The organism is Nostoc sp. (genome assembly GCF_036919615.1).
Lineage (GTDB): Bacteria > Cyanobacteriota > Cyanobacteriia > Cyanobacteriales > Nostocaceae > Nostoc.
Genome location: NZ_JBALCN010000030.1, coordinates 1 through 24,563, shown reverse-complemented (window position 1 = coordinate 24,563; position 24,563 = coordinate 1). Strand labels below are relative to the sequence as shown.

Sequence of the window (24,563 nt, the reverse complement as noted above, 5' to 3'; positions counted from 1 at the left end):
TTAGAAGTTAGGGTTATTTCTCCCCTACCTTTATTGTCTCCTGATCTCCCAACTCCCTTCTTTACAGTAGCGCCTATTATCGGTATCTTTAATAAGATTTACTAATAAATAAACAGTAACGATTATCTACTACCGGCTCATAACTCAACTTGTCGGCAATGGCAGACATGATTTTTAAACCACGCCCACGCTCTTGCTCATTATCCTCAAATTCTGATGTTTGCCGCAATTGCTGCTCTAAGTCAAAGGGTTCGCCTTGAGACCAAATGCGAATTTCTATATATTCATCTAACCGCACAGCTTCCATCTCTATAGGAGTTTCAATAGGTAAATTTTTGTGTGCATGTTCAACAATGTTAGTAAAGCCTTCCATCATCAGTGTTTGACATTGCCACCAAATTTGTTTATTGGCAATAGGTGGTTGATTCATTTGCTCAAACCAAGATAAAACTTGAGGTGAAGCTGTCAGGTCTGTGTTAACTTTTAGAGAAATTTTATTATTCACTTCTTAACTAAGAAAATATTTTAAAATCATCATATTCGGTAATTAGTTTATTTAATTTGAGTATTTTTACTATACATTAAAAACTAAATTGCATATAAGTTAAATTAAAGTAACTATTTACTGCTCATTTTACTTAAAGAACGTAATTTATGTTTAAAATTCTGGTTATTGATGATGACCCTACAGTGCGAGCAGTACTGAAAAGTACACTGCAAAAGCAGGGTTATGAGACTACTGTAGCCAGCAATGGCGAAGAAGGAATTATACAAGCACAACTGTTACGTCCTGCTCTGATTATCTGTGACTGGATGATGTCCCACTTAGATGGGCTAGAAGTGTGTCGTCGAATTAGAACAGATCCAGAGTTGGCAACTACTTTTTTTATTCTATTGACGGCTAGGGGAGCAGCTCGAGGAGAGGAGGAAGATAGAGTTAGGGGACTTGATGCTGGAGCAGATGAGTTTATCTCTAAACCAATAGAGATGAATGAATTAAAAGCACGCGTAAGAGCAGGACTAAGATTACACCAGCTAAATCAGGATTTACAAAGTCAAAAGCAAGTTTTGGAGACACTCAATCAGGATTTGCAAACCCAAAAGCAAATTTTGGAAACAGAATTGTCTGAGGCTGCTGCTTATGTGCGATCGCTTCTACCCTCACCGCTTGTAGGATCAGTAACTACAGAAAATCTGTTTATTCCCTCAGCACAGCTAGGAGGTGATTGCTTCGACCATCATTGGATTGACGAGGATAATTTGGCAATTTATTTGTTGGATGTATCAGGTCATGGGGTGGGTTCAGCCCTCTTATCAGTATCCGTGCTGAATGTTTTGCGATCGCAATCTCTACCGAATACTAACTTTTGTCAACCAAGTGAAGTCTTGAAAGCTCTAAATCACGCCTTCCAAATGAGGAAGCACGGTGATAAATACTTCACAATCTGGTATGGAGTTTATCACCGCCTTAAACGTCAACTCATTTATGCCAATGCTGGACATCCACCAGCTTTACTATTATCTAATACCTCTACCAACAGTATTCAAGTTAAACAGCTAACTTCTTTAGATTTACCAATTGGCTTTTTACCTGGAGTCCAATTTGAAGATGCTGTTTTTGAGATTGAAGAAAACAGCACTTTATACATTTTTAGTGATGGTGCTTATGAAATTAATCAGCCAGATGGTCAAATTTGGGGGATTGATGCTTTCATTGACTTACTAACCGAATATAGCCGGAAAGATACGTGTAACCTAAATCAACTATTAGCAAAGATTCTCACCTTAAATGCTCAAGATAATCTTGACGATGATTTATCTTTAGTAAAAGTTAAGTTTGGTTAGTATCGTCAAATTTAAACATTCAAATTTTATATTGTCTAGTAGCTTACTGTGTTGCCAATACTTGGCGATTGAATTCATCTTGGTCAGCAAAGGTTTGAAAAATTCTATCCATTTTAGTCAGTTCAAACAACATCCTAACTTGATCGCTGATCGAACAGACAAAAAGTTTACCATTAGCAGTTCGCACTATTTGCATTGCTGATACTAAAGCACCTAAACCAGAGCTATCAATAAACTTAACTTCTTTAAGATCAAGCAACAAAATATCGGCTCCACCGTCTACAATATTGCTAACTTCGCGCCGTAGTTCATTACCTCTAATACCATCTAAAATTCCAGATATTTCTAGTACTTTCACACTCAGACTCATGTTTTTATTTTCCGATTATTTGGTTTGAAAACTATATATTTATATTGTGGCATTGACCTAATGCAAACCGCAATAGATATAGTAATATTTTTGTATTATATATGCAATCAACTGTGTTGGATTGCTGGGTGGTTATTATTTGCTATTGCAGTAAAAAAGCTAGCATTTACACATTGACGGGAAATTTCAAAAGCTTCAAAATAACCATCTTTTTGACCTAATTCTCGTGCCCAAAAACGAGACAAAACTAGTATTGCATCAAGTTGCATAAATGCTTTATTTAACTCTGATTCATAACAACTGATCGCTGCAACTTTTTCCTCAATTACAGAGGTAATATCTACAAAAAAGTTTGGTTCAAAACCACGCAAAAAAACAGGTGGTGCTGAATACCATAAAGATATATTTTTGCGGGTAGCAACATTAGAAACTGCGATCGCACACACTTCATGATCTCTATGTCCATATTTTTCAGGTTGTGGTGCGTGAGTAATAATCAGATCCGGTTGCCAGCGTCCAAGAGCTTCTTCAGTAACTTTAATCACTGCTTGTGTTGAGAAATTGGACTCCTCAAGTGCATGAAATTCGTAAGTTGCACCGATGATTTTACCAGCTGCGTCTGCTTCTTGATGACGTGTACCCTTAATAGGCGAACTGGAAAGAGTGCCTTCAGTCAAAATTAAGCAAAGAACATTCCATCCTGCCTTAGACATCAGACTGAGAGTGCCAGCAGCAGGTAAGACTTCATCATCAGCGTGAGCATAAATTGTTAAGACAGTTCGCTGACCAAAGTTGTTTAAGTCTGAATAAGTATTCATGGCTATGTTTTCTAGATTGGATTTACTAGTTAAGAGTTAGGAGTAGAGACGCGATTAATCGTGTCTGTACAGGAGTTAAGAATTATCTCTCTTGTCCTCCTTGTCCCCTCTGCCTCTCAGACCTTTTTCGGTGGCTGCCAAACAGATGCACGGATGATAGCCGACAAAAGTAACAAGTTATAGATAGCCCATGCACCATTGAGTAGGTGAACCAAAGGATTATTTAGATCACCAATTGCAAAGTGGTAAAGGCTCCATAATATTCCTAGAATAGTGAGGACAAAGATAAGTAGTTGGGGCCAAATTAGTTGGAGATACACTCCAGATTGTCGCTGCTTAGGTGTTACTTGGAATTTGAGGTTACCTCCGAACAACACACTTAATACAGCTTGAATGAATAAGGGAAATAAAGCGATCGCATATTGTTCAGCTCGCCAAACTTCTCTAGCTGGAATGCCCCAAGTAACTGCAAAAAAAGTCAAACGGTTGATAATAAAAGCTGGGAAAAAGTGTAGAGCAAAATCAGGTCCGTAGGTTTTAACTGGAACAATATCTGTGAAGAAATAGATGATTGGGCAAGAAATAAAAACAACAGTAGCAAAACCAGAAAAATAGCTATACATTGTCTTAAAATAATGTAATCGTTGCCAAAATGTTAGCCCTGGTTTTGTCAATGGATTTTCTCTCACTAACACCTGGATAGTACCTTGTGCCCAGCGTAGTCGCTGTTTCAGGGTAGATTTTAAGTCATCCGGTGCTAAACCTTCTGCTAAAAGTTCATGATGATAAACAGATTTCCAGCCAGCACCGTGTAGACGCATGGCTGTATTCATATCTTCTGTAATGCTATTACTCGATATCCCACCAACTAAATCAAATTCATTTAAACTTTTTTCATCTTTGGCATACTCACCAGCAAAATATTGCAGTCCAACACTAATCAGTGCCTCACGCCTTAATACTGCATCTGTTCCTGTATAAAAGGCGGCATTCATACCATCTTTACCCTGTTGGAGTGGGCCATAAAATAAATGTGCTTGATGCCCAAACGGATCACCTGGAGGAATGTTGTAAAAATCCTGGGGTGTCTGTACAAAAGCAATTTGATTCTGGTTGTATTTCCCTGCTAAAAGATTATAGGTGCAGAAATAAGGCAGAACTCGCTTGAGAAATTGTGGCTTGGGAATATGATCAGCATCTAGGGTAAGAATAAACTGTCCCGAAGTTTCTCCAGAAAAAATCGCGTAATTGAGGTTACCAGCTTTAGCGTGGTGGGGTACACCAGCTGGCTTGGGACGAGCAATGTAGCGAAAACGAGCAAGTTCAACTAGTTCCAGTTCTTTCTTGCGAATAGCTTCTTCTAAGGCTTTGCGTTCAGTGGTTAGGCGATCGCTTATACTTTGATGAGCTGGAGGTAGCCAAAGAATAAACTGTCGTAGACTTTGCACAAATTCAGTAGCAAACTGGTTAACCACTGGTTCTGATGATGCTTGCAGCCATTTTTCTGCGGCTTGAGTATTAGGTGTGAGATTTTCCAGTTGCTTCAGGCGCTCTAACAAATAAGAGTGTTCGGCATCAATCCGCTCCGCTTCTTGTTGTAGTTGTGGTGACTGCAAATCCTCAATACACAATCTTTCTGTCATAGCCCGCATATCAGCCGAGTTACCATCATCAAGGACATAAACCCGTAACTTTGTTGGCGGGTAATCCATTGTCAGAGCAGCTTTGGCAGTTTCTTCTACAATTTCCGGCGGCTCATTGTAGCACGTCACAAATACATCCACTGTCGGCCAGTCCGATCTGGGTATAGGTGGGATCATCTGGTCGAGAGACTTAATCTGTCGGACTAAAGGACGCCACAAGCCAATTACAAACATTACGCCGCCGAAATAGCTATAAATTTCTGCTATTAACAAAGGAATAGAGATCCACAGCGCATCAAAATTGATGGAATGGGTGACGCGCCATTGCAAATACCAAATACCAAAAATTAAATTGATTTCTGCTAAATAGCGAAATAACAGCGTTCTTTTTTTGAGTGCTGAACGGCTGTTGCCGGAAAAGTTTGAGGAATTATCACTAATAGAAACTGAAGTCATGTTAGTACCAGTAATTAATCTAAAAGACTAGTGCTGCGTGGCAAAAATAACTATCTAGTCGAAAAAGTGCTGAGTTAGGAATTGTTCGGAATTCTGTTTATTTCTACTGCTCTCTCTGACTCCTGCCTTCAAGCACCAGTGGATGTCTGCCTCTAGCTTGGTAAAGCAGACTTTCTAAAACGATCGCATTTGTATTCACGTCAACTGAACCATTAACACCTAGCTTGGAATTTTCATATCGTCCTGAAAGATAGCCACGATTTTTATCGGATAAATTTTGAACAAAGTCTCGCAACATTTTTGTGTAAGGCTCATCTGGCATCAGAGCAAACCAAGAAAATGCCGCTTTCGTACTGACAAACTGCAATTGGGGATAGGCTTTTCCCCTAGTGTTAACGGCTTGCCAAGCTTTACCATTGGCGTAGACGCTGTAATACAGAAAGTAAGGGGGGCGATCCAACGAATCTTCATTTATAGCAGTTAAAATTCCAGTGCGCTTAAACCGTTGTTGTTGCACTTTAAAAAGATTTTGCACTTGAGGCTTGACAGGATCATTCCAACCCATTTCTAAACCCCAAAGTAAATAAGGATCATTTGTTAGATAGTTAGTAGCTCCAGAGTTTTGTAGATTCCGTTGATCGATTTGCAGAGTAATACCATCAACCTCAACCATCTTGACTGGTGGATTGGAAAGAGCATTATTAGCTCGAATGTTCCACAGCTTTAGACTGTGAGCAGCGTATTGCTCGTAGCCTAATCGCCCTTCCTGCACTTGTAGAAGTCTGCCTGCTCTAGGAATAGCACCGTTTAACCAACCATCTTTGACAAGTTTCGATAGATTCCAACGAGCGACGATGCGATTAATCCGATCGCTATACTCTGGATAATGCGATCGCATAACATGCAATCCTAATAAAAATCGTGCCATATCCAAGACTGACCAACCACTTGTACCCTTGGGATCGGGAGTGTCATTGAGATGCCGCATTTGGGCAGTACGGGTACTGTAAGCTTTATTAGGCAAACCAGTTGCAGGTAGCGGCAGTTTTTCCAACGTTTGTAGCAAAGTGTTCATCCGCTGTTGAAACATCTTTTGCGGCAATAACCCTAACTGGTAAGCCGCATGAATTCCCAATAAGGCGCTACCTTGATCCCACCAAGTTGTCCAGGGCAAGTTGTCTGCCGAATTTACTAAACCTGTTTGGGGATTCCAGTTACGCTCAAAATATTTCCAAGCCCGCTCGGCGGCAATTTTATCCACTTCTTGAGTCAATCGTGGTAAAGAAGTTGTTGGCGAAAGAGTAGTAGATTTTTCTGGCGTAGCTGTTGGTTTTAATGGTGTCGGTTTTGGTTTTAGCGGTAGTGGTGTGACTATGGGAGCAATAAGTTCTGGAACGATTTGTGAGGGTAATGTTTGAACATCAGGGTTAAAGTTATCAGGGGCAGCAATGATCATAGATGGGGTAGGAGAGCATTGCCACGTTGTCGGACTCGGACAAAGCAGGGGTTGTTGATTTGTCGTTGTGTACAAAACTGATTGCAAAATCATGCTTTTGATGACGCTTGTTGCCATTTATATCTTCTTTGCCAACTCAGCAGGGGATAAATAGTCGAAAGCTGGATTATTTACAGCGTCTTTATAACCAGCAAATTTGCCGCTATTACTGTTAATTGCCCAATCACATTCCTTATTAATATTGAAGTAAAGGATGGCTCTTACACCCATCCCAGATAGCTGAGTGTAAGAGTCTCGTAACCATTGGTCTTTGGCATTGTTTTGTAAACCATTTTGCGTATTACTTGTACTAGCTGTTTGAGCGATGAAAATCGGTTTACTGCGAGCCATAACCTTCATCCGCTTGATATATGGTTCAAAAACTTCTTTTGGGTTATTCCAGTGTTTCCAAGAAGAATTACTACAATACCCCCAGTTGTACGAACTAAAGGCAACGATATCTACCGACTTGTCCCCAGGATAGTAGTTTTCAAAGCGATGTTCATTGTTTTCACTCCAACCATTAGGCGCAAATACCCAACGGATTGCCTGTGAAGATACACCAGCCTCTTTAAATACCTTTTGGATACGTTGATAAGCTAACTTGAAGTTCTGAGGGTCTTTGCTGTATGCTTCTCCAGGAATGTTCATCTCTTGCAACGGAGCGATAAACGCAATCCGACCCTCGCCTCGATTTGCCCACTCAGCATAGGCTTTTGCCACCTTTTGCAGAGAACTATCTACGTCTCCCCTAGCAATCTGCGCTGCTGAACGAGTGGATTTGAGATTAATAAAGCCTGTGTATCCATTGTGCTTCAGTTGTTCTAGGGAAACTGGAATGTTGTAGGCAGGATTCGAGTCTTCGATATCAAAGAAAAATCCAGCAATAGAATGGCGCTTACCAACCCATTGATCGACTTGACGCAATTGGCTGTCAATTGTACTTTGATTTCCGATGTAATCTGAGGCATACAGTCCCAGTAGTACAGGAGTATTGGAAACTGTTTGGTTGTGAATTTGGTTTAATTTCCGGTTTTCAAGTTGCCTTGAAGCATCAGTAACCGCCATTAAATTTTTATTCGCAAAGATGCTTCCTAGTAAAATTAGCATTATCAGCGCCAGTCGTACCTTGTTCATAGATTTGAAAGAATAAACAGGGATTTTGAATCGAGATATCTGTTGCTCGTAAAAGCTACCGCATCATGTACAAGTATTCCCAAATACAACTGATTAATAACAAACACAGCTTTGTAATTACAGAAAATCGGCGGGAAAGCCCACCCCTGGAAGGCGTGGGATGAGCTTAAAGTGAGTTGTGTTTCAACTTATTCTGTGACTTTTGTGCCAGTTATGAGTGGAGTATTTTCGCTACCTGAAACCCAGTAACTTCCAGAACTATCAGAAATTAATCGAGTTCGTTGTGTGGCAGTGTTGGGTAGACCTCGCCCAGAATTACCTTTGCTAACTGCTACCCACCAAGGAGAGTTCATCGTGGTAGTCGGACGAATTAGGGGTTGTTGATTCATCCCTTTGTATAGCAAGGATTGCAAAATCATACTGTTGGTGCTGCTGGTGAAACCAATTGCCGTTTTACCTGTGGCTTCATAAAAACCCTCATAAAATCCGGCTAATGGATTGTATAAATCAGTCGTTCCTTGCAGTAACTCTTGACTATACTTGTTTTCTGGAAGCAGGGCATGATAGGCAAAAGCGACTGCTGTACTTACTAATCGCCCCTTTGGTACAGTTTGCCCGTCATCTGCTAAAGCGACCCAAGGCTCACCTTTTCCAGTAATTGTGCTGTGGACAGTGTAAGGCTTGCGATCAATCAAGGTGGTGGCTGAGGCTGTGAGGATGTCGGTGCGACGGTAACGTTCAGCTTGCGCCTGGAAAATTGGTTCAAAGAGCGATCGCATTTGTGGATCTAGTCCAAACTCCAGAGCATAGAGTAAGAAAGGATTGCTAACTGTGTATTGATTTTTGGAGTTAGTATCTGTGCGACGGCGTTGGATTGGTACTTTCACTCCCTCTACTGAGGCAGTTTGATATTCACCGCCAACAGCAGAATGCTCAACATTAAATCCCCATAATTGAAAAGCACGAGCTGCATATTCCTCATATCCCAAGCGGGTTTCGGGGTTAACGCGGGTAAGCGATCGCCCATCTTGCTCTTTGGCGGTTGTAGCACTGGAGAGAATACCTTCACGCACCACACGCAAGTATGACCAATCCAGCACAATTTTATCTACCGCAGCCGTATATTCTGGATGACAGGTTTTTAAGTTGTAAAGCGCTGCCAGCATTCTACCTAAATCTAAAGCTGACCAGCCGTTTCCTTCTGGAACTGGATTTCCACCATAATCTACTGGTTGCAGCGATCGCGTATCATAACCCCGACCCGGTAACTCCCTACCAAACAACGATAACTTTGTCAAGGCTGCTAAAAGATGACGGGTGCGCTGGTCAAATTCTTTCGGGGTAATGATATCGAGCGATCGCGCTGCATGGAGTGCTGCCAGATAATCTCCCAATCCCCACAGAGTTGCACCTTTGAAATCACTGCGATCGTCGATCAGCCCACTCTTGGAGTGATAATTTGCTTGAAAGTATCCCCAAGCCGCCTCTGCATAACGCCGTTCAATAACCGTCAGTGGTCGATCTAGTTTGAGGTTAGATGATGGTTGGGGACTATCCACTGGTGGAATAGGTGCAACAGCCACTTCCATAATTTTAGAAGTATCCGCAGGGGTTGCGGTAGGAGTCGTAACAGTAGAATTCGGTTGATTTGCAGTCGGAGTCGTAACAGTAGAATTCGGTTGATTTGAGGCTGTTGCAGGAGAAGCATTTTCACTGGGCTTACCAGTAGACACATTCGCAGAACCAGAAGCAATTAAAGGGTGATTTCCCTTAGCTTTGTAGTATAAAATCTCCAAAATTAACCCATTAGTATTACCTGTCAAAGCTTTGTTGGGTTGTTTTGATTCTTCATAGATACCAGCATAGTAACCACCATCATCAGGACTGCGGAGATCCTTGACTGCATCAAAAACTTTTTGGGCATAGGCATTATCTGGAAACAGATAGCGCCAACCAAAAGCAGCTTTGGTGCTGATGCTGCGAAATTGTGGATAAGGTTGATTGGCATCCGTGATTGTTGCCCAGTTTGCACCGTTCGCGTAGACGGTGTTGTAAAGAAAATAAGGCGGTTGGTCAATATTATCTTCTGTGACAGCAGTTAACTGGCCTGTGGTATCAAAACGCCGTTTTTGCACATCTAAAACCCTGCCAGCAAAATCAGCCAACTCACCTTGCAAGCCAAATTCAATCCCGTCAAGGATATAAGACTCACTAACAACATAATTATTGGCGTTGGTGCTTTTAAAATCACGGGTATCAACGGGAATTTGCACACCATTAATTTCGACTAACTTAAACGGTTCCAGGGAAATAGCCTTGGGTGCAGAGAAACCCCAAAGTTGATAACCTCTAGCGCCGTATTCTTCGTAGCCGAGTCGTCCTTCTTGCACCAGTAATGTTTTGTTGTCTGGAAGAACAGTAGCACCAAAAAGTTGCCCATCTTTGAGCGATCGCGCCACTTGCCACTTTGCGACAATTCCTTTGAGCCAATCATTATATTGCGGATGACAGGTACGGATGACATCAAACGCCGCCAGTATTCGCCCAACATCCAAAGCAGACCAGCCAATACCCCGCTCCAGCGGATTGTTACCATAATCAACCATCTGTGCAGTGGCTGCGTTATAGACTTTATTGGGCAAGGTATCTTCAAACAACTTCAAGCTGTTGAGAGTCGTCAAAAACTTATTCAGGCGACTATCAAAATCTGCTTGGTCAGTAAGATTCAACCAGCGTGCAGCATTCAATGCCATCAGGTAGTTACCCATATCCCAGAGTGTACCGGAAGGATAACCCCCAGTAGAATTGGTAAATCCTGTTGTTGGCTGATAATTTTTCACAAAATACTGCCAAGCACCACGAGCGTAAGTTTGTTCCTCTGGTGTAAGCGGGGCTGTAATATTGCTACAGCTATTGGAATTTTGGGATAAGACTGGTGTCGGGATGTAAAACAACAATTGCAGAAATGTCCCCACTAGGAACAATGCAATCCATCTCAACAGCTTTTGTTGAGGGGGTTTGTATATCATAATGTAAAGAAAGAGTTAGGAGCGTCATAGCCCGTCTGTACAGTTATAATTCATAAATCAAGCTTTTATCAGGTCTGTTCTTTTCGTAATGGCTTTATCGATTCAGTCGAGTAACGTCAGTGAACAACATCAAATCGCGCACTTATGATGGATTTTGAGTTGACACAGTGACGTTTTCTTTAACAGCTAAATGTGTTAGGAATGCTTCTATTTCCGCACTCTCCATATCTTTAGAATGGCGCTTATCATGAAAAAAAATCTAATGCCTAATCCAGTCAATGTAACTTTTTCTGTTTTGCAAGAATAATGCTTAAGCCGAATTGTATCCTGAACCTGCTCTAGCAGCTTTTTTGGGCGTTCTTTCATAGAGTAATATCTAGAAAATTTCCGTATAATGTCCTGAATCGGATGTTATCTGGAAAAATTCTGGATATCACCAAGGAATATACTGAAAATCAGGTTTTAAAACCAAAGTAGGGTATTTATACGGAAGTTTTCTATCTAATATCTAAAATAGGATATTAGATAGAAAACTTCCGTATAAATACGCAAAATCAGTTACTTATACGGATAAATTCTCTAGAAGAAACGGATATCGACAGTATACAGAAAAATTCTGCATAACATGAAAATAAATACCTGTAAGTATTACATATGGTTATCCACAAGATATTTAGACGGAAAATTTCCGTCTAATAATTTAGTTATATGGCAAACCTAGATTAGGTGTAGATATCAATGGATGATTTCAGAGATTCTCTTGACCGTATCAAATCTACTTGCTCTAAAATCACTGCACAGTTTGAATCTTTTGATGTAGCTGAGTCAATAAAGGTACTGCAAGAAGCAGCAAATGAGGCAGGTAAATCTTGGTCTGGTTCGTGGCTTGGCTACCATTCACGCATATATTACGATCAACTTCAGCCAGTTCCTCCCGGAGCAAGATTTAGTCAAGAATGGGGTTTTTTAGACAGATACTCTAACGATAATATAGGTGAATGGCGTGAATATGGTTTCGATTATGTATACAACGCCCTAAAATCAACTTCAACTAGCCTTTCTTTAGAGCAACTAGAGAAACTTGCAAATCATATAGATGAAGCGATTCCTGATTTGCGAGAGGAACTGATATCAATAATTTTTTCTTGCCTAGCTAATAGAGAAGATGAATACTTGAGCCGTTTAAAAGAAGAAGCCGAAGAATGCAAAATATTATCTGCGAAACAATTTATTGATTATCTTCGACCACGTGGAAATTTCTTGTCACGTGACATGGTTGCTATGCAGTCTGGCTTGCAGACTCCGCCACATATTTATCTTCAAGCACAGTTGCTAGCAATTCAGTCGCCTGCTAGAGCGGCAGAAAATTTAAAGAAGCTCACAAATAGGCTCTCATTGCACTTAACCAACAAATCTCGTGCTTATATACACTCATCTCAACCAGGTACACATATCTTTATTGGACACGGACGCTCACCTCTTTGGAGAGACCTCAAGGATTTTATCAGTGATCGATTGAAATTACCTTGGGATGAATTCAATCGAGTTCCAATTGCCGGTATCACTAACATTACTCGTCTGTCTCAGATGTTAGATAATGCAGCGATCGCATTTTTGATAATGACTGCTGAAGATGAACAAAGTGATGGTAAGCTCCGTGCAAGAATGAATGTCATACATGAAGCTGGGCTTTTTCAAGGACGTTTGGGTTTTACGCGCGCAATTATTCTTTTAGAAGAAGGCTGTGAGAACTTTTCAAACGTTGATGGACTTGGTTATATTAAGTTTTCACCTGGAAACATTAAAGCCTGTTTTGAGGAGGTTCGTAGTGTTCTTGAACGTGAAGGATTAGCGTGAGTGCCATATAACAATTCGCTTAGAGGATGTTTGAAAAGTCCCAAAAGGTATAATTTTGCTGTTCTCACTTGGGTTAACTTCAACGATAAATCAAGGTTTTAGCCTTGTACTGAGATACTTTGCTGTGCTAACTAGGAGAGCAAAAGACCCTTTTAAAACATCCTCTTAGAGCGGACTGCTGAAATATCTTGGTGCATTGCGAAAGCTCTTTGCAGCCGCTTAAGCGAACCGTTAACACATATGTGATTTTGTTTACCAGATTTTTTGCCATTCTTGCGGTTATGAATTGACGCACATCTTGAATATTGTATAGCGATAAGCAAGGTAGGCGATTACCTATCCTGACTTTTTCATCGGGTAGTATGGAGCTAGTTTCAGAGGAGCATTGAGATATGACTCTGGCATCAAATGGGCAAGCAGCTATTATTCGCACAGAGCGAGGACTGACGATCGCAGGAACGCGCATCACTTTGTATGACGTGATGGACTACGTAACAGAACAGTACCCGCCTAAGTTTATCCGAGGCTTGTTCGATCTCACAGAAGAACAAATTAATGCTGCTCTAGCTTACATTGAGACAAATCGTGCCGATGTTGAAGCTGAGTATCAAATGGTTCTCAAAGAAGCTGAAGAGCTTCAGCAGTACTATGAAGAGAAAAATCGTGAGCTCATTGCCCGGATTGCCGTAAAGCCTCCAAAGCCTGGAACTGAAGCTGCTTGGGAAAAACTTCAGGCAGCTAGGGCAAAGCGTGAATCTAAAGCATGATTTTTTTGATCGACCACAATCTCAAAGGACATGCACTGGTTTTCTTTGGTGCGATTGCTAGTCAAGGTTGGCTTGATACAGTCTCGATTCAATTTGTCACATTTGCTGAGATGGAGTTGTAAATCAATAGTAATGACAGGGTAGTTTGGCGACTAGCTCAGGAAAACCAGATGATTTTGCTCACAGCCAATCGTAGTATGAAAGGGAAGGATTCACTAGAGCAAGTCATGCGTGAAGAAAACACTGCAATATCTTTGCCCGTGATTACGATTGGAAATACTGATCGACTGCTATAATGACTCCAAATATCGTGAACGGTGCGTCGAACGTTTGATTGAGATTGTCCTTAATATTGACGACTATAGAGGTTCAATGCAGATTTTGATTCCGTAAAGTGCTAAGTAGTGAGCGATTGTAACTATGTCGGTAGGTAACGCGGCATCACAAGTCGATGAAGCGGACGGACGAGAGATTTTGTCGTGATCCAGACGTGATCTGCCGCCGCTGATCTTGGTCCATAACACATATGTGATGCAAATGTGATGCAAGATTACCAGAAATTAAGATAAGATTGTTTGTTTGTACAGGGTTTTACATAGAAGACTAGTGCTTGAAACTGTAGTAGGGTCAATAAATCTAGTCATAGAGGACGCGATCGCCCATACTAGATGGTAGACAGCTTCGACCATAGGAGCCATCTATGTTGCTGCGAGAATTGAAGGAGCAAGTCTTAAGGACATTGCATCAGGCTCAAAAGATTGGGTGCTTCTGAGTTAAGCAACTATAAAATTGAACTAGGTCTATCACAAGAATGTGAGCAGTTCTGCTATGAAGACGTTGGCTAAATGGTCTGTAGACGACTATCATCGCATGGTTGAGGCGGGCATTCTACGTGGTCGTCATCTGGAATTGCTAGCAGGCGAAATTGTTGAGATGAGTCCAGAAACCCCAATTCATTACACCACAGCAAAACGAGGTGCAAAATATTTAGAAGAGTTGCTCTCAGATAAAGCTGATGTTCGTTTCAATGGGCCTATTACACTATCCGACTCAGAACCCGAACCTGATATTGCAATTGTTCGACTTCCGGAGTCATCCTACAATGATCGCCATCCTGCTCCTCAAGATATCTTCTGGATTATAGAAGTTGCCAAGACAAGCTTAAACAGGGACTTGGAGATCAAGGCTACAATTTATGCGACGGCTGAGATTCAAGAATATTGGGTTTTAAGTTTATCTACTAAACAGATGATTGTGTTCAGAAACCCTCAAAATGGTAAGTATGTTGAAGAATATACTATTAAGCAAGGAACGGTTACACCATTAGCATTTGCAGATATTTCAGTGTCTGTTCAGAGACTTTTGCCATAGGGTGGCGTTGCTGAATGGAGCGATGAATAGACTTATGTGGGTACAATTATTCCGAATTTCCGTAGTTCCACGGTATGGACATTGCATAGTAGATGACCTCCCTCTATTATGCAACGCCAGTTTTTTCATGGTCTGAGAATCTTAGCTGTAAGTTATGGTTTTTTGATAACCTTCTCGGTTGACTTCTGGCTCCTGACTCCTGCCCAAACGGTGAGCGGTTGTCCAACTTGTTTATACAGCAAGCTCTCCAGAATTACGCCATTATTGTTGGCGGTAAGAGTTTTATTCGGCTGATGCAAAGACTCATAGAAACCGTTGTACCAGCCGTCTTTTGACTTGAGGTTAGCTTGGACAAAATTAAATAACTGCTGCGTGTAGGCAGTGTTATAAAGTACATGCCAGCCGATCGCAGCTTTGGCACTGAGGAATCGCAAATCGTTGTGCTGTTCTCTGGTATCTGCGATGGTTGCCCAAGGTTCTCCGTTGACAAACAAACTGCTGTAAACAAAGTATGGAGGGCGATCTAAGTTGTCTTCGGTGACAGCGGTTAATTGTTTTGTGGCTTCATAACGCGCTGCTTGAGCAGCTAGAATCCGATCAGCATAGGTTTTAGGCAAAGATTGAAACCCAGTTTCGATACCATCTAAAATATAGGGTTCGCTAAGAACATAGTTATTCGCTCCAGAGTTTTTATAGTCCCGTTGGTCGTAAGGAATTCCCTGTCCGTAAAGATCAACAAAGGCAGCATGGGATTGATAATCCAAGGCTTGCTTAACATCCAAGCCCCAAAGCTTCAGACCATAGGCAGCATAATTCTCATAGCCCAAGCGGCCTTCTTGGTTGTACTGTTCTTTGCCTTCGATAACAGCAGTACCGTACATTTGGCCATTTTTGGTCAGACGCTTGACTTGCCAATGTTTCCAAACGTCTGTGGAAAACGATCGCATCTGTGGATACTTTGCCCCGACAATCTTCAACCAGATTGCCATTCGCCCTAAATCGATGGCTGACCAACCAATTTCTTCGCGTTTTTCTAGTTGACCATAATTAACAGGTACGAGGGTTTTTGCATTGTAAACCTTGTTAGGTAGTTCCCCTTTGTATAAGGGCATAGATGCCAGTGTTTTCAACATTTTGCTCATTTTGGCTTCAAACTCAGATGCAGGCACGATATTGAGTTCTCTAGCACTGACTAAAGCTGCGATCGCCGCTGTCTGATCCCACATACTTACAGAGGTAAAGCCATCAACAGAATTGACCAAGCCAGTTTCATCGTTCCAGTTGTGCTGGAAGTATGACCAAGCCTGACGGGCAGTTGTGGTTTCCTCTGGGGTCAGTTTTCCAATTCCAGGAGCAACATAGGGAATTATCGCTATTGTTAGTTGGTTCTTAGGAATGGATTGACCTGGCAAAACTACAGATTTCGCATCAAGGCTGGCAACTATTTCAGCTTCTTTAGCACTAGAGACAGGGCGTTGGGGTTTCTGTGGTTGTACCAACTGCCGTGAAGCTGTTTGGGATGTTGATATTTCAGGTTTTTCTATAGAAGTCTGGGAAAGTTGCTTAGACCAAACATTTAAAATTGCGATCGCGATTACAGCCGTAACTACTCCTCCTACAGAAGCTAGTATGGACAAGCTCTTAGGTGGCGGTTGAAAATCAGAACTCATGCAGATTAAAGCCTTATCTTATAAATCAGTGTTGAAAAGCGTAGTTTCACCAAATACATTCTTCCCAACTTTGAAATCTAACTAACATCCAGAAGTTCACCTAACTTTTCAGCGGATGTGAAAGTGCGACTCCTGAAGGATTGTCAGATGTAGTAACCATTACCCAAGCAACACCTATTTACCACATGATAGGCATCGCAAATTGCCAGCAGTCGAGACTTTCAACGGCTACAGTTATCTGCTCTGACAAAACGGGCACGATCCGGATGAGTGTAGCAATCTGAAGGGAAAAACTATTATCAGGGGAACTATTAAAGTTTAGATTTTACCTACGATGATCATTACTACAATAAAATAGTCTACGCACCCGATCTCTGGAGTTTTAGCAGTGGGTTTATTTGATGATTTGAGTCGGTTTCTAGAAAATCGTTTAGAAGAATTCTTGCGTAACAATCCACATTTGGAGTTAGAGGCGCTGTTAGAACAGCTGCGTGAGCAAGAAGAAGATACATTAAAGCTGATCGCAGATTTACAATTACAAGAGAAGCGATCGCAAGAAGAAATTCTGTCCACCGCTCAAGAAATTCAGCGTTGGCATATCCGTGTTCAAAAAGCCAAAAACGCTGGCAGAGAGGATTTAGCGACTGCTGCGGGTGAGCGAGAAGCAGCCCTGTTGCGGGAAGGGAATCAGCGCTGGGGACAGATGCAAGGGCTGAAAGAACGCATTAACCAATCTCAGGAATTACTGCGAAAAATTCAGCAGCGGCGACAGGAGGTGCAAGCTAAAGCAGCTGAAGCACAGACTAGCCGTGCTAAAGCCCAAACTCAGCAGCATTTAGAAACCAATGGCTGGTCAAATCAAACTAGTAGTTATTCTAATGGGTTTGATGACTTAGAAGAAAAGTTTAGTCGCTGGGAAACCCAAAATGAGTTAGAACAAATGAAGCGGAATCTGGGGAAATAAACCAACGAAAGAATCAGATTTATCGTTTAATTTTTATTTCAAGGGTAAAAGTAATCGCCTAATACAGCAGAAATATTGGCGTCAGCAGCAAAGCCAAAGACGCTCTGCGGCTTGGCGTCAGAAGTCATATCATGTCTGGTAAATTACTTATGATCAGGACTTACGCAACTGACACAATTGACCTCAGCGCGGCGAAGCCACGCTGAGGTTGATATTCATGGGCTAGTGCTTTCATCTCTTTGGCAAGTGGGTCTATCCTACCAGCAAGTTCAGTTAAAACTTTAGAACCTTTTACAGGATGGGGATTTTTACCGAATTCTTGACCGAGAGTAGATGCTTGATTGGCAACATTTATGACTTTGTTACATTGGGCAACTTTACTTTCTCCACAACCTACAAATAATAATGCGATCGCAGTCGTTACTGAAACGATAAAACTTTTTTTAAATACGCGTTGCATAGATTTTATTATCTCCAACTATGTTTCGGGAAAGTTGGGCAGTAAAAATGGATGTCAGTGAAAATACTTTTTTCTAAAAAAAATCTTTATTTCTGTTTTTAACTTTCTTTTTGCCCTGTTACTTTATACTTCACTTTTGGGAAGACGTGTATGTAATTACACTTAAATAGTCCAATTTTAAATTCTCTAGTTGGGTTGTGCTTTACTCTCCCAATTTTGGAACTAACTTTAATGTCGCAGCAGTACTATCTGTAATATTCTTTTGTTTCCACAGCATGGGGTGGTATTCAATCTGACGCCAGGGGTCAACCATATCGTTGTAGTGCTGATGGAAAGCATGGCCTGATTGTCCAGGAGTATGAATCGCTACTGAGTTCTCTAAATTTCCTAAATCTACAATCATCCGCAGTGAAGGAATATCACTCACCTCAAAGGATTTGTTTGCTCTCCAGCGGTTAGCATTCACAGTTTCGCCGTTACCAGCCGTCGCAAATGCACCACGATTAAATAAAGCTTCAATCGGTGCAACCCCAGATTTACCCAAGGTGGCATTCCGAAAAGTAATGGTATGCAGCTTGCCCCAATTCCAGTTTTTCGGGTCTTTGCTTTGAATCCGTTCTAGTTCATCCACGGCTTTTGTAAAGGACTGCCGGAGGATTTGGTCGCGGTTCTCAACTTTTGGGGTGTTGCGGTTGTCCCACCAAGAACTATTGGGCTGTTTTACCAGATTTGCTACCACAGCATACCAGCGATCGCCTCCATCAGGAAAGTACTTTTCAGGCAACTGATCGTGAAATGTATCTGCTAGCAAGTGTTTCCAGAATACTTCAAACAAGGCAGCAGCAGGCGATGTCATTCCCAACTGCAAATTCCAATCTCGGAGCAATTTTTGGGCTGCTTGCAAACGGGGTGTATCAACAGTGATAGATCGCAGTAGTGGCACTAATGTTTGAGCATTCAGATTGCGATCATCACCTTGTATCTGCTGTACATCCTTCAGGGAAATTGGCTGAGTTTGTTGTGAAATCATCTCAACAATCCGCTTTGCCCGATAGCCATAAACCCAGTCTGTGGTAATTAAGTAAGGATATTTACGCATAGCTAAATTATTGGCAGTAGCAATATAAGCTTGAGATGGATTGAAACTTTTGGGTAACTGCTCAAAGTCAATATAGCCTTGCCACTCATATTCATCCGTCCAACCAGGAACGGGATAACGCCCATCTCCCTTGGCTCTGATGGGGAATTTACCAGGCATTTGGTAGCCAATATTGCCATCAACGTCAGCATAAACCAAATTTTGAGCCGGGACATCATAATTACTAGCAGCAGCACGGAATTCCTGCCAGTTTTGGGCGCGATTGATTTGAGGAATGGTATATCCTAGTTTGGAAGGTTCTAGGGCTGTCCAGCGCAAAGCTACGGCGTAGTTTTGGGGTAATTCTAAGGACTGACTTGGCTTGAACTCCTTCAAATTGGGCGAAACATCAGAGAGAATCGGCCCATGTCGGGTATAGCGCACTGTTTGTACAATCGGCTGACTTCCGGCTACTTGAATCGTCTCTTTCACAAATTGCATATCAACCCATTTGCCATTTATCTCATACTGGTTAGAGTTTTTTGGGTTGATTTTCTCAATGTATAAATCCATCACATCAGCTTGTACATTGGTAACGCCCCAGGCAATGCGATCGCTATGACCGATAATTACGCCGATCATTCCCGCAAAGGAAAAGCCAGTAACGTTGTAGGGGCATTCTGTACTCTTAGGTGTGCAGTGCAAACCAACTTCATACCAGATAGAAGGTATTTGTACACCTAAGTGGGGGTCATTCGCCAAAATTGGTTTACCAGTAGCCGTCCGCTGACCAGATATCACCCAGTTATTTGAACCAATGCCTATTCCTGTAGGCCCTATAAGTTGTTCCAAAGCCATCATCGGCTTAGTAATTGACTCTAAAGCAGGGAAGACATCTGGAGAGTAGAGTAGTTTAGCATTCTTGTCCCCTGCTCCCCCTGCTTCCCCTGCCCCCTCTCCTTGCTGGAACTCAGGCAAAATCACTGGCAGGTCTTGAGGATATGGTGGAAAAAGTTCCTCTACTTGAGTAGGGGTAAGGGTTTTGAGCAGAATGGTACGTTCAATTTCGCTCTGGAAATTTCTGCCCAAGTCGTAAGCCATTACCTTCCCCCAAGTTAGGGAATGCAGTATTTGCCAAGGTTCTGGCTTATACCCAGGATTGAGGAATTTTAGCACAGCGTATTCTAGACTCAGGGCGCTGCCTTGATGCTCTGCTAGATAGGCATTGACACCATCTGCATAAGCTTCCAGGTATGCCTTCATCTCTGCATTAATTTCCAGAATTTCTTGCTGCGCCACCCTTGCCCAACCCATTGTCCGCAGATATCTGTCAGTGTCCACCTGAGAAGAACCAAACATTTCTGAGAGTCGCCCAGAACCGATGTGTCGCCAAAAATCCATTTGCCAAAAACGGTCTTGAGCGTGGATATAACCTTGCGCCATAAATAAATCGTGGGAGTTGGCAGCCCAGATGTGGGGAATTCCCCATTTGTCGCGCTGGACAGTTACTTCAGCTTTGAGTTCAGGTAGTCGAATTGTGCCGCTCTCTTGAGCAAAGGATTGACGCACAGTGTAGGTGGCGAATCCCACTAACAATAGCCCCAGCACTAACAGCACAATCAAAGTTTTTTTAAGAATCTGAGGAAACCAACGTTTCCTAAAGCTTTTTATTTGGGCTTGCCGTGGCATTGTTTAGTAAAATTACGCGATGTTACAACGTTGATATTACAGTAGAGTGAGCAATATTGATTTGATGCCTGTTCTACCACCTTTAGAATGGGGAAAAGGACACACTTCAAAAAAGCGCAACATGCCGAAAATCACCCTGGAAGTATCAGAGGAACTATCTCAACAACTAGCACAAGTAGGCGAACGCTTACCTGAACTACTTGCTTTGAGCCTTCAACAACCAGCCGTACCAGCACAAGTTTACCGATATATCCTCGATTTTTTGGCCAGCAACCCCACTCCTGAACAAATTGCTGAATTTAAACCCACTCTCGAAATGCAAGAACGATTGCGTACCTTGCTAGCACGCAGTAACGCAGGTGAACTTATACCCACGGAGTTGAAAGAACTAGATGAGTATGAACGTATTGAACACTTAGTTGTGATGATGAAAGCAGGTAACTTATCTTATTTGACCAGTTGACCGTGAGTGGAACCTATATTCCGGTTAATCTTCGCCGACTGGTAGAAGAACGCGCAAACTACAGATGTGAATATTGCCAGTTACCCGTAGGAGTTGCTTTTTTCCCCATGAAATTGATCATATTATTGCCCAAAAGCACGGCAGTGCAACTGATGCTAATAATTTAGCGCTCACCTGCTGGCGATGTAATCGTTATAAAGGTACTGACTTAGGATCGTTTGATCCAGAAACAGGGGCTTTTAGTTTTCTCTTCAACCCACGCACCCAGAAATGGGCTGAACACTTCACCTTTTTAAAACTAAATCTGGTGGGATTAACGCCTTCAGGACGTACAACAATTAGATTGCTACAAATAAATAGTGACGAACGATTAGCTGAACAGCACAAATTGGGCTGAACTGTTCAGACCTGATGCAGGCATTCACTTACCAGCTAAAATGATTTTAAGGAAACTCTTCAGCAGAAGATAACAATGCTGAGAATTAGCCTGTAAGTATTATCTGGTGCGATCGCAGGAGGCAAAAAATGGGCTTGGCTGGATTAAGAATTGTGTTGGTAGAGCCAGCTGGGCCGATAAATGTCGGAGCGATCGCCAGAGTCATGAAAAATTTTGGACTAGATCATTTAGTATTAGTAAATCCCCAATGCGATCCGCTGTCGGCGGAAGCTTTGATGATGGCTGTTCATGCTAAGGAAATTTTAGAATCTGCGGTATTAGTAGCGACCTTACCAGAAGCATTGCATGGATGTGTACGGGCGATCGCTACCACTGGTCGCGTTCGGAGTTGGGAAACACCCTTAGAAAAACCCCGCACTGCACTACCCTGGTTACTGGAGGAACCAGAAAAACCCGCAGCACTGATTTTTGGTAGGGAAGACCGGGGATTAAGCAATGAAGAATTAAATTATGCACAGCGGTTTGTTCGCATTCCCACAAGTCAAGATTATCTATCCCTGAATTTGGCTACTGCTGTAGCAATCTGTTGTTATGAACTGTCACAATGTGCAGAACAACCTGAAATTCAGACCTTACCCCAAACTGAACTTGCACCAATAGATGTTGTGGAAGCATACTACCAGCAATTAGAATCACTATTACTGAAAATTGGTTATGTGTATCCGCATACGGCAGCTAGTCGCATGGAAAAATTTCGCCAACTATATAATCGCGCTCACCTGAAAACAAGAGAAGTAGCCATGCTGCGAGGGATTTTGCAGCAGGTAGAATGGGCCCTTAAAAACCAGAGGGATGGTGAAAACTTGTAATTCTTCGTTTAATATGTACGCAATCATCCTCCCAAAATAATTAATATCGCTTAAACTAAACACAAAAATGCTACTTAGTGGCAAAGTTGAATTTGAGTATTAATATTGCTTGAAGATTAAGTTTTGGGTCAGGAGTCTGCTAGAAAACAGTCAAGTGGGTCACAAGGAGTAACGGTGTCAGAGTCAAGTGACGAACTAACAGCTTTCTCGCGGCGTCAACCCTTAAATCGCCGCCAGCGTCCACAAAAAGTTCAAAAAGTGGCACAGAAGAAAGTTAAAGCTAACAGCCAGCAGCGAGCTGCGAATGAACGAGAAGCAGCGCCAACACGCCAAAAAAATCAGATCAGTCCTCCCTCAACCCCTGGTGCTACACGCAAGGGAAAATCGGGGTTAGTCATGCCAGGGGCAGTAAAACCAATACCTAATGTGAAGGGGAAAATTCCTCCCTTTCGACCAGGTGCTGTGATGGTTAAAACGGTGCGGATGGAAAAGCCAAAAAGAGGCCGGCGAGCATCGCGGAAGACGCAGTTAAAGCCAATGGCCAAAACCATGTTGTATGTTGTGCGGTTATTGATTGTGGGTGTTGGGATGGGTGCAATTGTGGGCACAGTGTTGTCAGTATTAGACCCAGCTAATCGGATCAGCACAACTTCTGTGCCGCAATCTAATAGTAATGTGACGCGATCGCAGCCACAACCTACTCAAACTCCCCCCGATGCATCTTCGAGCTTATACCTATCCCAAGAAATTCTCCCCTTGAAAAATGCCGTGCAAAATTTGACGGCGACTAACCCAAATCTTACACCCGGAGTTTTCTTCTTAGATTTAGATACTGGTAATTATGTAGATGTCAATGGCTCAACCAGTTTTCCGGCGGCTAGCACAATTAAGCTGCCGATTCTGATTGCCTTTTTCCAGGATGTGGATGCAGGGAAAATTCGCCTAGATGAAATGCTGACCATGCAACAGGATATGGTAGCTAGCGGTTCTGGAAATCTGCAATACAAACCAGCCGGAACCCACTACGCCGCTCTGGAAGTCGCCACTCAAATGATTACAATCAGCGACAACACGGCGACAAATATGCTCATTGCTCGACTGGGAGGCATAGACGCTTTAAACCAGCGTTTCCGGAACTGGGGATTGACAAACACAATAATTCGGAATCAACTCCCAGATTTGCAAGGGACAAATACCACTAGTCCAAGGGAATTGGCAAATTTGATGGCGATTATGAGTCAGGGAAATTTGGTGAGTATGCCATCACGCGATCTCATGCTCGATATCTTGCGTCGCACTCAGAGAGACACTCTGCTACCATCGGGTTTGGGAACAGGCGCAAGAGTATACCACAAAACAGGCGATATTGGCACAATGTTGGCAGATACAGGTTTAGTTGCTCTGCCAACAGGCAAGCGCTACATTGCCGCGGTCATGGTACAACGCCCTAATAACGACCCTCGCGCCGAAAAACTGATTAGCTCAATTTCTCGCGCTGCCTACCAAGAGTTTAGTCAAAATGCTGTTATACCCAACAGTACCACAAGCACTATACCCGTAAATGGTTATCAGCCCCCTGTTGGGAGTCCTGCTTTATCCAACGGGACGACAGGCACCGTGCCCATGAGTATTTATCAGCCTCCTGTTGTGAATCCTGTACCCAACAGTATGGGGGGTACTGTGCCGGCAAATGGTTATCAATCTCCAGTTATGAATCCGCAGTATTATCCCCAAAGATAATTTGGGATTTTTGAATTTTGCATTGTTCATGACATCCACCTCTCCCTTATAAATGAGCGGCGAACTAGAACTGATTGCCTGCCAACCTCACCCGATTGAGAGTAACGGTTTTAATCCTAAGGCAACTCTGCCATACGACTGTACAATTGAACACATTCTTTTGGCGATGAATAATTTTGTAGAGTTTTTAGGCTTTATCAATCAACAGCTTTACAGTAAGGAAATAGAACGTCTTGAGGTAATGCTGATGCCAGCAAACTTTAGCAGTATGGTTGGAGAATTCATGATTTCAAATATTCCGAAATACTGCTCTAACTTAGTAAAAAATCAATATCAGAACGGACATCCTGACTTACAGCAATTTGATATCAAAACTGCCACAAAAGTCATAAACTTAAAAGATGTAAAAAAGAAGATTATTAAGAAATGGCAGCATATTCAATCG

The 24,563-nt window shown here is 42.2% G+C and carries 21 protein-coding genes and 1 pseudogene; 11 read left to right on the top strand and 11 right to left on the bottom strand.

Going from position 1 to position 24,563, the window contains the following annotated elements:
- Positions 1–88: 88 nt before the first annotated feature.
- Positions 89–505, bottom strand: a complete 417-nt coding sequence (locus tag V7K48_RS09910) for an ATP-binding protein (RefSeq protein ID WP_335071915.1) — start codon at positions 503–505, stop codon at positions 89–91.
- Positions 506–654: 149 nt separating this feature from the next.
- Between V7K48_RS09910 and V7K48_RS09905 the strand changes: the two genes are divergently transcribed.
- Positions 655–1,845: a PP2C family protein-serine/threonine phosphatase gene (locus V7K48_RS09905; RefSeq protein WP_335071913.1), complete on the top strand. Its 1,191-nt coding sequence runs from the start codon at positions 655–657 to the stop codon at positions 1,843–1,845.
- A 43-nt stretch (positions 1,846–1,888) separates the two neighbouring features.
- Here the strand turns inward: V7K48_RS09905 and V7K48_RS09900 are convergent, their stop codons facing one another.
- From V7K48_RS09900 to V7K48_RS34970, 7 genes are all read right to left on the bottom strand, one after another.
- Positions 1,889–2,215 (bottom strand): STAS domain-containing protein, encoded by a 327-nt coding sequence (locus tag V7K48_RS09900; protein ID WP_335071911.1) that lies wholly within the window; start codon positions 2,213–2,215, stop codon positions 1,889–1,891.
- A 107-nt stretch (positions 2,216–2,322) separates the two neighbouring features.
- The gene (locus V7K48_RS09895; RefSeq protein ID WP_335071909.1) at positions 2,323–3,033 is read right to left on the bottom strand and encodes a PIG-L deacetylase family protein; all 711 of its coding nucleotides are present in this window, start codon (positions 3,031–3,033) and stop codon (positions 2,323–2,325) included.
- Positions 3,034–3,149: 116 nt separating this feature from the next.
- Positions 3,150–5,132, bottom strand: a complete 1,983-nt coding sequence (locus tag V7K48_RS09890; RefSeq protein WP_335071907.1) for a glycosyltransferase family 2 protein — start codon at positions 5,130–5,132, stop codon at positions 3,150–3,152.
- 103 nt (positions 5,133–5,235) lie between these two features.
- Entirely contained in the window at positions 5,236–6,705 is a 1,470-nt protein-coding gene (locus tag V7K48_RS09885; protein WP_335071905.1) for a DUF3131 domain-containing protein, read from the bottom strand.
- Positions 6,706–7,764, bottom strand: a complete 1,059-nt coding sequence (locus tag V7K48_RS09880) for a hypothetical protein (RefSeq protein ID WP_335071903.1) — start codon at positions 7,762–7,764, stop codon at positions 6,706–6,708.
- A gap of 188 nt (positions 7,765–7,952) precedes the next feature.
- Positions 7,953–10,793, bottom strand: a complete 2,841-nt coding sequence (locus tag V7K48_RS09875; protein WP_335071901.1) for a DUF3131 domain-containing protein — start codon at positions 10,791–10,793, stop codon at positions 7,953–7,955.
- Between the two features lie 142 nt (positions 10,794–10,935).
- A complete protein-coding gene (locus V7K48_RS34970) occupies positions 10,936–11,052 on the bottom strand; it encodes a phage integrase N-terminal SAM-like domain-containing protein (protein ID WP_442949425.1) in 117 nt (38 codons plus the stop codon).
- 479 nt (positions 11,053–11,531) lie between these two features.
- On the opposite strand from V7K48_RS34970, the gene V7K48_RS09870 reads away from it, so the two are divergent.
- The 4 genes and pseudogenes from V7K48_RS09870 (at position 11,532) to V7K48_RS09855 (ending at position 14,788) form a co-directional block, all read left to right on the top strand.
- Positions 11,532–12,650 carry a TIR domain-containing protein gene (locus V7K48_RS09870; protein WP_335071899.1) on the top strand — a complete coding sequence of 373 codons (1,119 nt, stop codon included), beginning with the start codon at positions 11,532–11,534 and terminating at the stop codon, positions 12,648–12,650.
- Positions 12,651–13,042: 392 nt separating this feature from the next.
- On the top strand, positions 13,043–13,417 hold the full coding sequence (locus tag V7K48_RS09865) for a DUF433 domain-containing protein (protein ID WP_335071897.1): 375 nt from the start codon (positions 13,043–13,045) through the stop codon (positions 13,415–13,417).
- A pseudogene (locus V7K48_RS09860) lies at positions 13,414–13,810 on the top strand (ACP S-malonyltransferase). Before V7K48_RS09865 ends, V7K48_RS09860 begins: the two are co-directional and overlap by 4 nt.
- A gap of 435 nt (positions 13,811–14,245) precedes the next feature.
- The gene (locus V7K48_RS09855) at positions 14,246–14,788 is read left to right on the top strand and encodes a Uma2 family endonuclease (protein WP_335071895.1); all 543 of its coding nucleotides are present in this window, start codon (positions 14,246–14,248) and stop codon (positions 14,786–14,788) included.
- A 152-nt stretch (positions 14,789–14,940) separates the two neighbouring features.
- On the opposite strand, the gene V7K48_RS09850 is transcribed toward V7K48_RS09855, so the two are convergent.
- Positions 14,941–16,458: a DUF3131 domain-containing protein gene (locus V7K48_RS09850; protein WP_335071893.1), complete on the bottom strand. Its 1,518-nt coding sequence runs from the start codon at positions 16,456–16,458 to the stop codon at positions 14,941–14,943.
- A 388-nt stretch (positions 16,459–16,846) separates the two neighbouring features.
- Between V7K48_RS09850 and V7K48_RS09845 the strand changes: the two genes are divergently transcribed.
- Entirely contained in the window at positions 16,847–17,422 is a 576-nt protein-coding gene (locus tag V7K48_RS09845; protein ID WP_335071891.1) for a TIGR04376 family protein, read from the top strand.
- Between the two features lie 160 nt (positions 17,423–17,582).
- Here the strand turns inward: V7K48_RS09845 and V7K48_RS09840 are convergent, their stop codons facing one another.
- Together V7K48_RS09840 and V7K48_RS09835 are read right to left on the bottom strand one after the other, a co-directional pair.
- A complete protein-coding gene (locus V7K48_RS09840; protein ID WP_335071889.1) occupies positions 17,583–17,882 on the bottom strand; it encodes a hypothetical protein in 300 nt (99 codons plus the stop codon).
- Between the two features lie 202 nt (positions 17,883–18,084).
- A complete protein-coding gene (locus V7K48_RS09835; protein WP_335071887.1) occupies positions 18,085–20,649 on the bottom strand; it encodes a penicillin acylase family protein in 2,565 nt (854 codons plus the stop codon).
- 121 nt (positions 20,650–20,770) lie between these two features.
- Here V7K48_RS09835 and V7K48_RS09830 point away from each other — a divergent pair, with 121 nt between their 5' ends.
- The 5 genes from V7K48_RS09830 to V7K48_RS09810 form a co-directional block, all read left to right on the top strand.
- On the top strand, positions 20,771–21,112 hold the full coding sequence (locus V7K48_RS09830; protein WP_335071978.1) for a hypothetical protein: 342 nt from the start codon (positions 20,771–20,773) through the stop codon (positions 21,110–21,112).
- A gap of 73 nt (positions 21,113–21,185) precedes the next feature.
- A complete protein-coding gene (locus tag V7K48_RS09825; protein ID WP_335071885.1) occupies positions 21,186–21,509 on the top strand; it encodes an HNH endonuclease in 324 nt (107 codons plus the stop codon).
- 128 nt (positions 21,510–21,637) lie between these two features.
- Entirely contained in the window at positions 21,638–22,378 is a 741-nt protein-coding gene (locus tag V7K48_RS09820) for an RNA methyltransferase (protein ID WP_335071883.1), read from the top strand.
- A 174-nt stretch (positions 22,379–22,552) separates the two neighbouring features.
- Positions 22,553–24,118 carry a serine hydrolase gene (locus tag V7K48_RS09815; protein WP_335071881.1) on the top strand — a complete coding sequence of 522 codons (1,566 nt, stop codon included), beginning with the start codon at positions 22,553–22,555 and terminating at the stop codon, positions 24,116–24,118.
- A 52-nt stretch (positions 24,119–24,170) separates the two neighbouring features.
- Positions 24,171–24,563 (top strand): hypothetical protein (locus tag V7K48_RS09810; protein WP_335071879.1); only part of this gene is annotated, 393 nt, incomplete at its 3' end.

Excerpts from the sequence above, each read along its gene's own strand:
- V7K48_RS09905 (WP_335071913.1), top strand. The coding sequence starts at position 655 with ATGTTTAAAATTCTGGTTATTGATGATGACCCTACAGTGCGAGCAGTA.
- V7K48_RS09900 (WP_335071911.1), bottom strand. The coding sequence starts at position 2,215 with ATGAGTCTGAGTGTGAAAGTACTAGAAATATCTGGAATTTTAGATGGT.
- V7K48_RS09895 (WP_335071909.1), bottom strand. The coding sequence starts at position 3,033 with ATGAATACTTATTCAGACTTAAACAACTTTGGTCAGCGAACTGTCTTA.
- V7K48_RS09890 (WP_335071907.1), bottom strand. The coding sequence starts at position 5,132 with ATGACTTCAGTTTCTATTAGTGATAATTCCTCAAACTTTTCCGGCAAC.
- V7K48_RS09885 (WP_335071905.1), bottom strand. The coding sequence starts at position 6,705 with ATGGCAACAAGCGTCATCAAAAGCATGATTTTGCAATCAGTTTTGTAC.
- V7K48_RS09880 (WP_335071903.1), bottom strand. The coding sequence starts at position 7,764 with ATGAACAAGGTACGACTGGCGCTGATAATGCTAATTTTACTAGGAAGC.
- V7K48_RS09875 (WP_335071901.1), bottom strand. The coding sequence starts at position 10,793 with ATGATATACAAACCCCCTCAACAAAAGCTGTTGAGATGGATTGCATTG.
- V7K48_RS09870 (WP_335071899.1), top strand. The coding sequence starts at position 11,532 with ATGGATGATTTCAGAGATTCTCTTGACCGTATCAAATCTACTTGCTCT.
- V7K48_RS09865 (WP_335071897.1), top strand. The coding sequence starts at position 13,043 with ATGACTCTGGCATCAAATGGGCAAGCAGCTATTATTCGCACAGAGCGA.
- V7K48_RS09855 (WP_335071895.1), top strand. The coding sequence starts at position 14,246 with ATGAAGACGTTGGCTAAATGGTCTGTAGACGACTATCATCGCATGGTT.
- V7K48_RS09850 (WP_335071893.1), bottom strand. The coding sequence starts at position 16,458 with ATGAGTTCTGATTTTCAACCGCCACCTAAGAGCTTGTCCATACTAGCT.
- V7K48_RS09840 (WP_335071889.1), bottom strand. The coding sequence starts at position 17,882 with ATGCAACGCGTATTTAAAAAAAGTTTTATCGTTTCAGTAACGACTGCG.
- V7K48_RS09835 (WP_335071887.1), bottom strand. The coding sequence starts at position 20,649 with ATGCCACGGCAAGCCCAAATAAAAAGCTTTAGGAAACGTTGGTTTCCT.
- V7K48_RS09830 (WP_335071978.1), top strand. The coding sequence starts at position 20,771 with ATGCCGAAAATCACCCTGGAAGTATCAGAGGAACTATCTCAACAACTA.
- V7K48_RS09820 (WP_335071883.1), top strand. The coding sequence starts at position 21,638 with ATGGGCTTGGCTGGATTAAGAATTGTGTTGGTAGAGCCAGCTGGGCCG.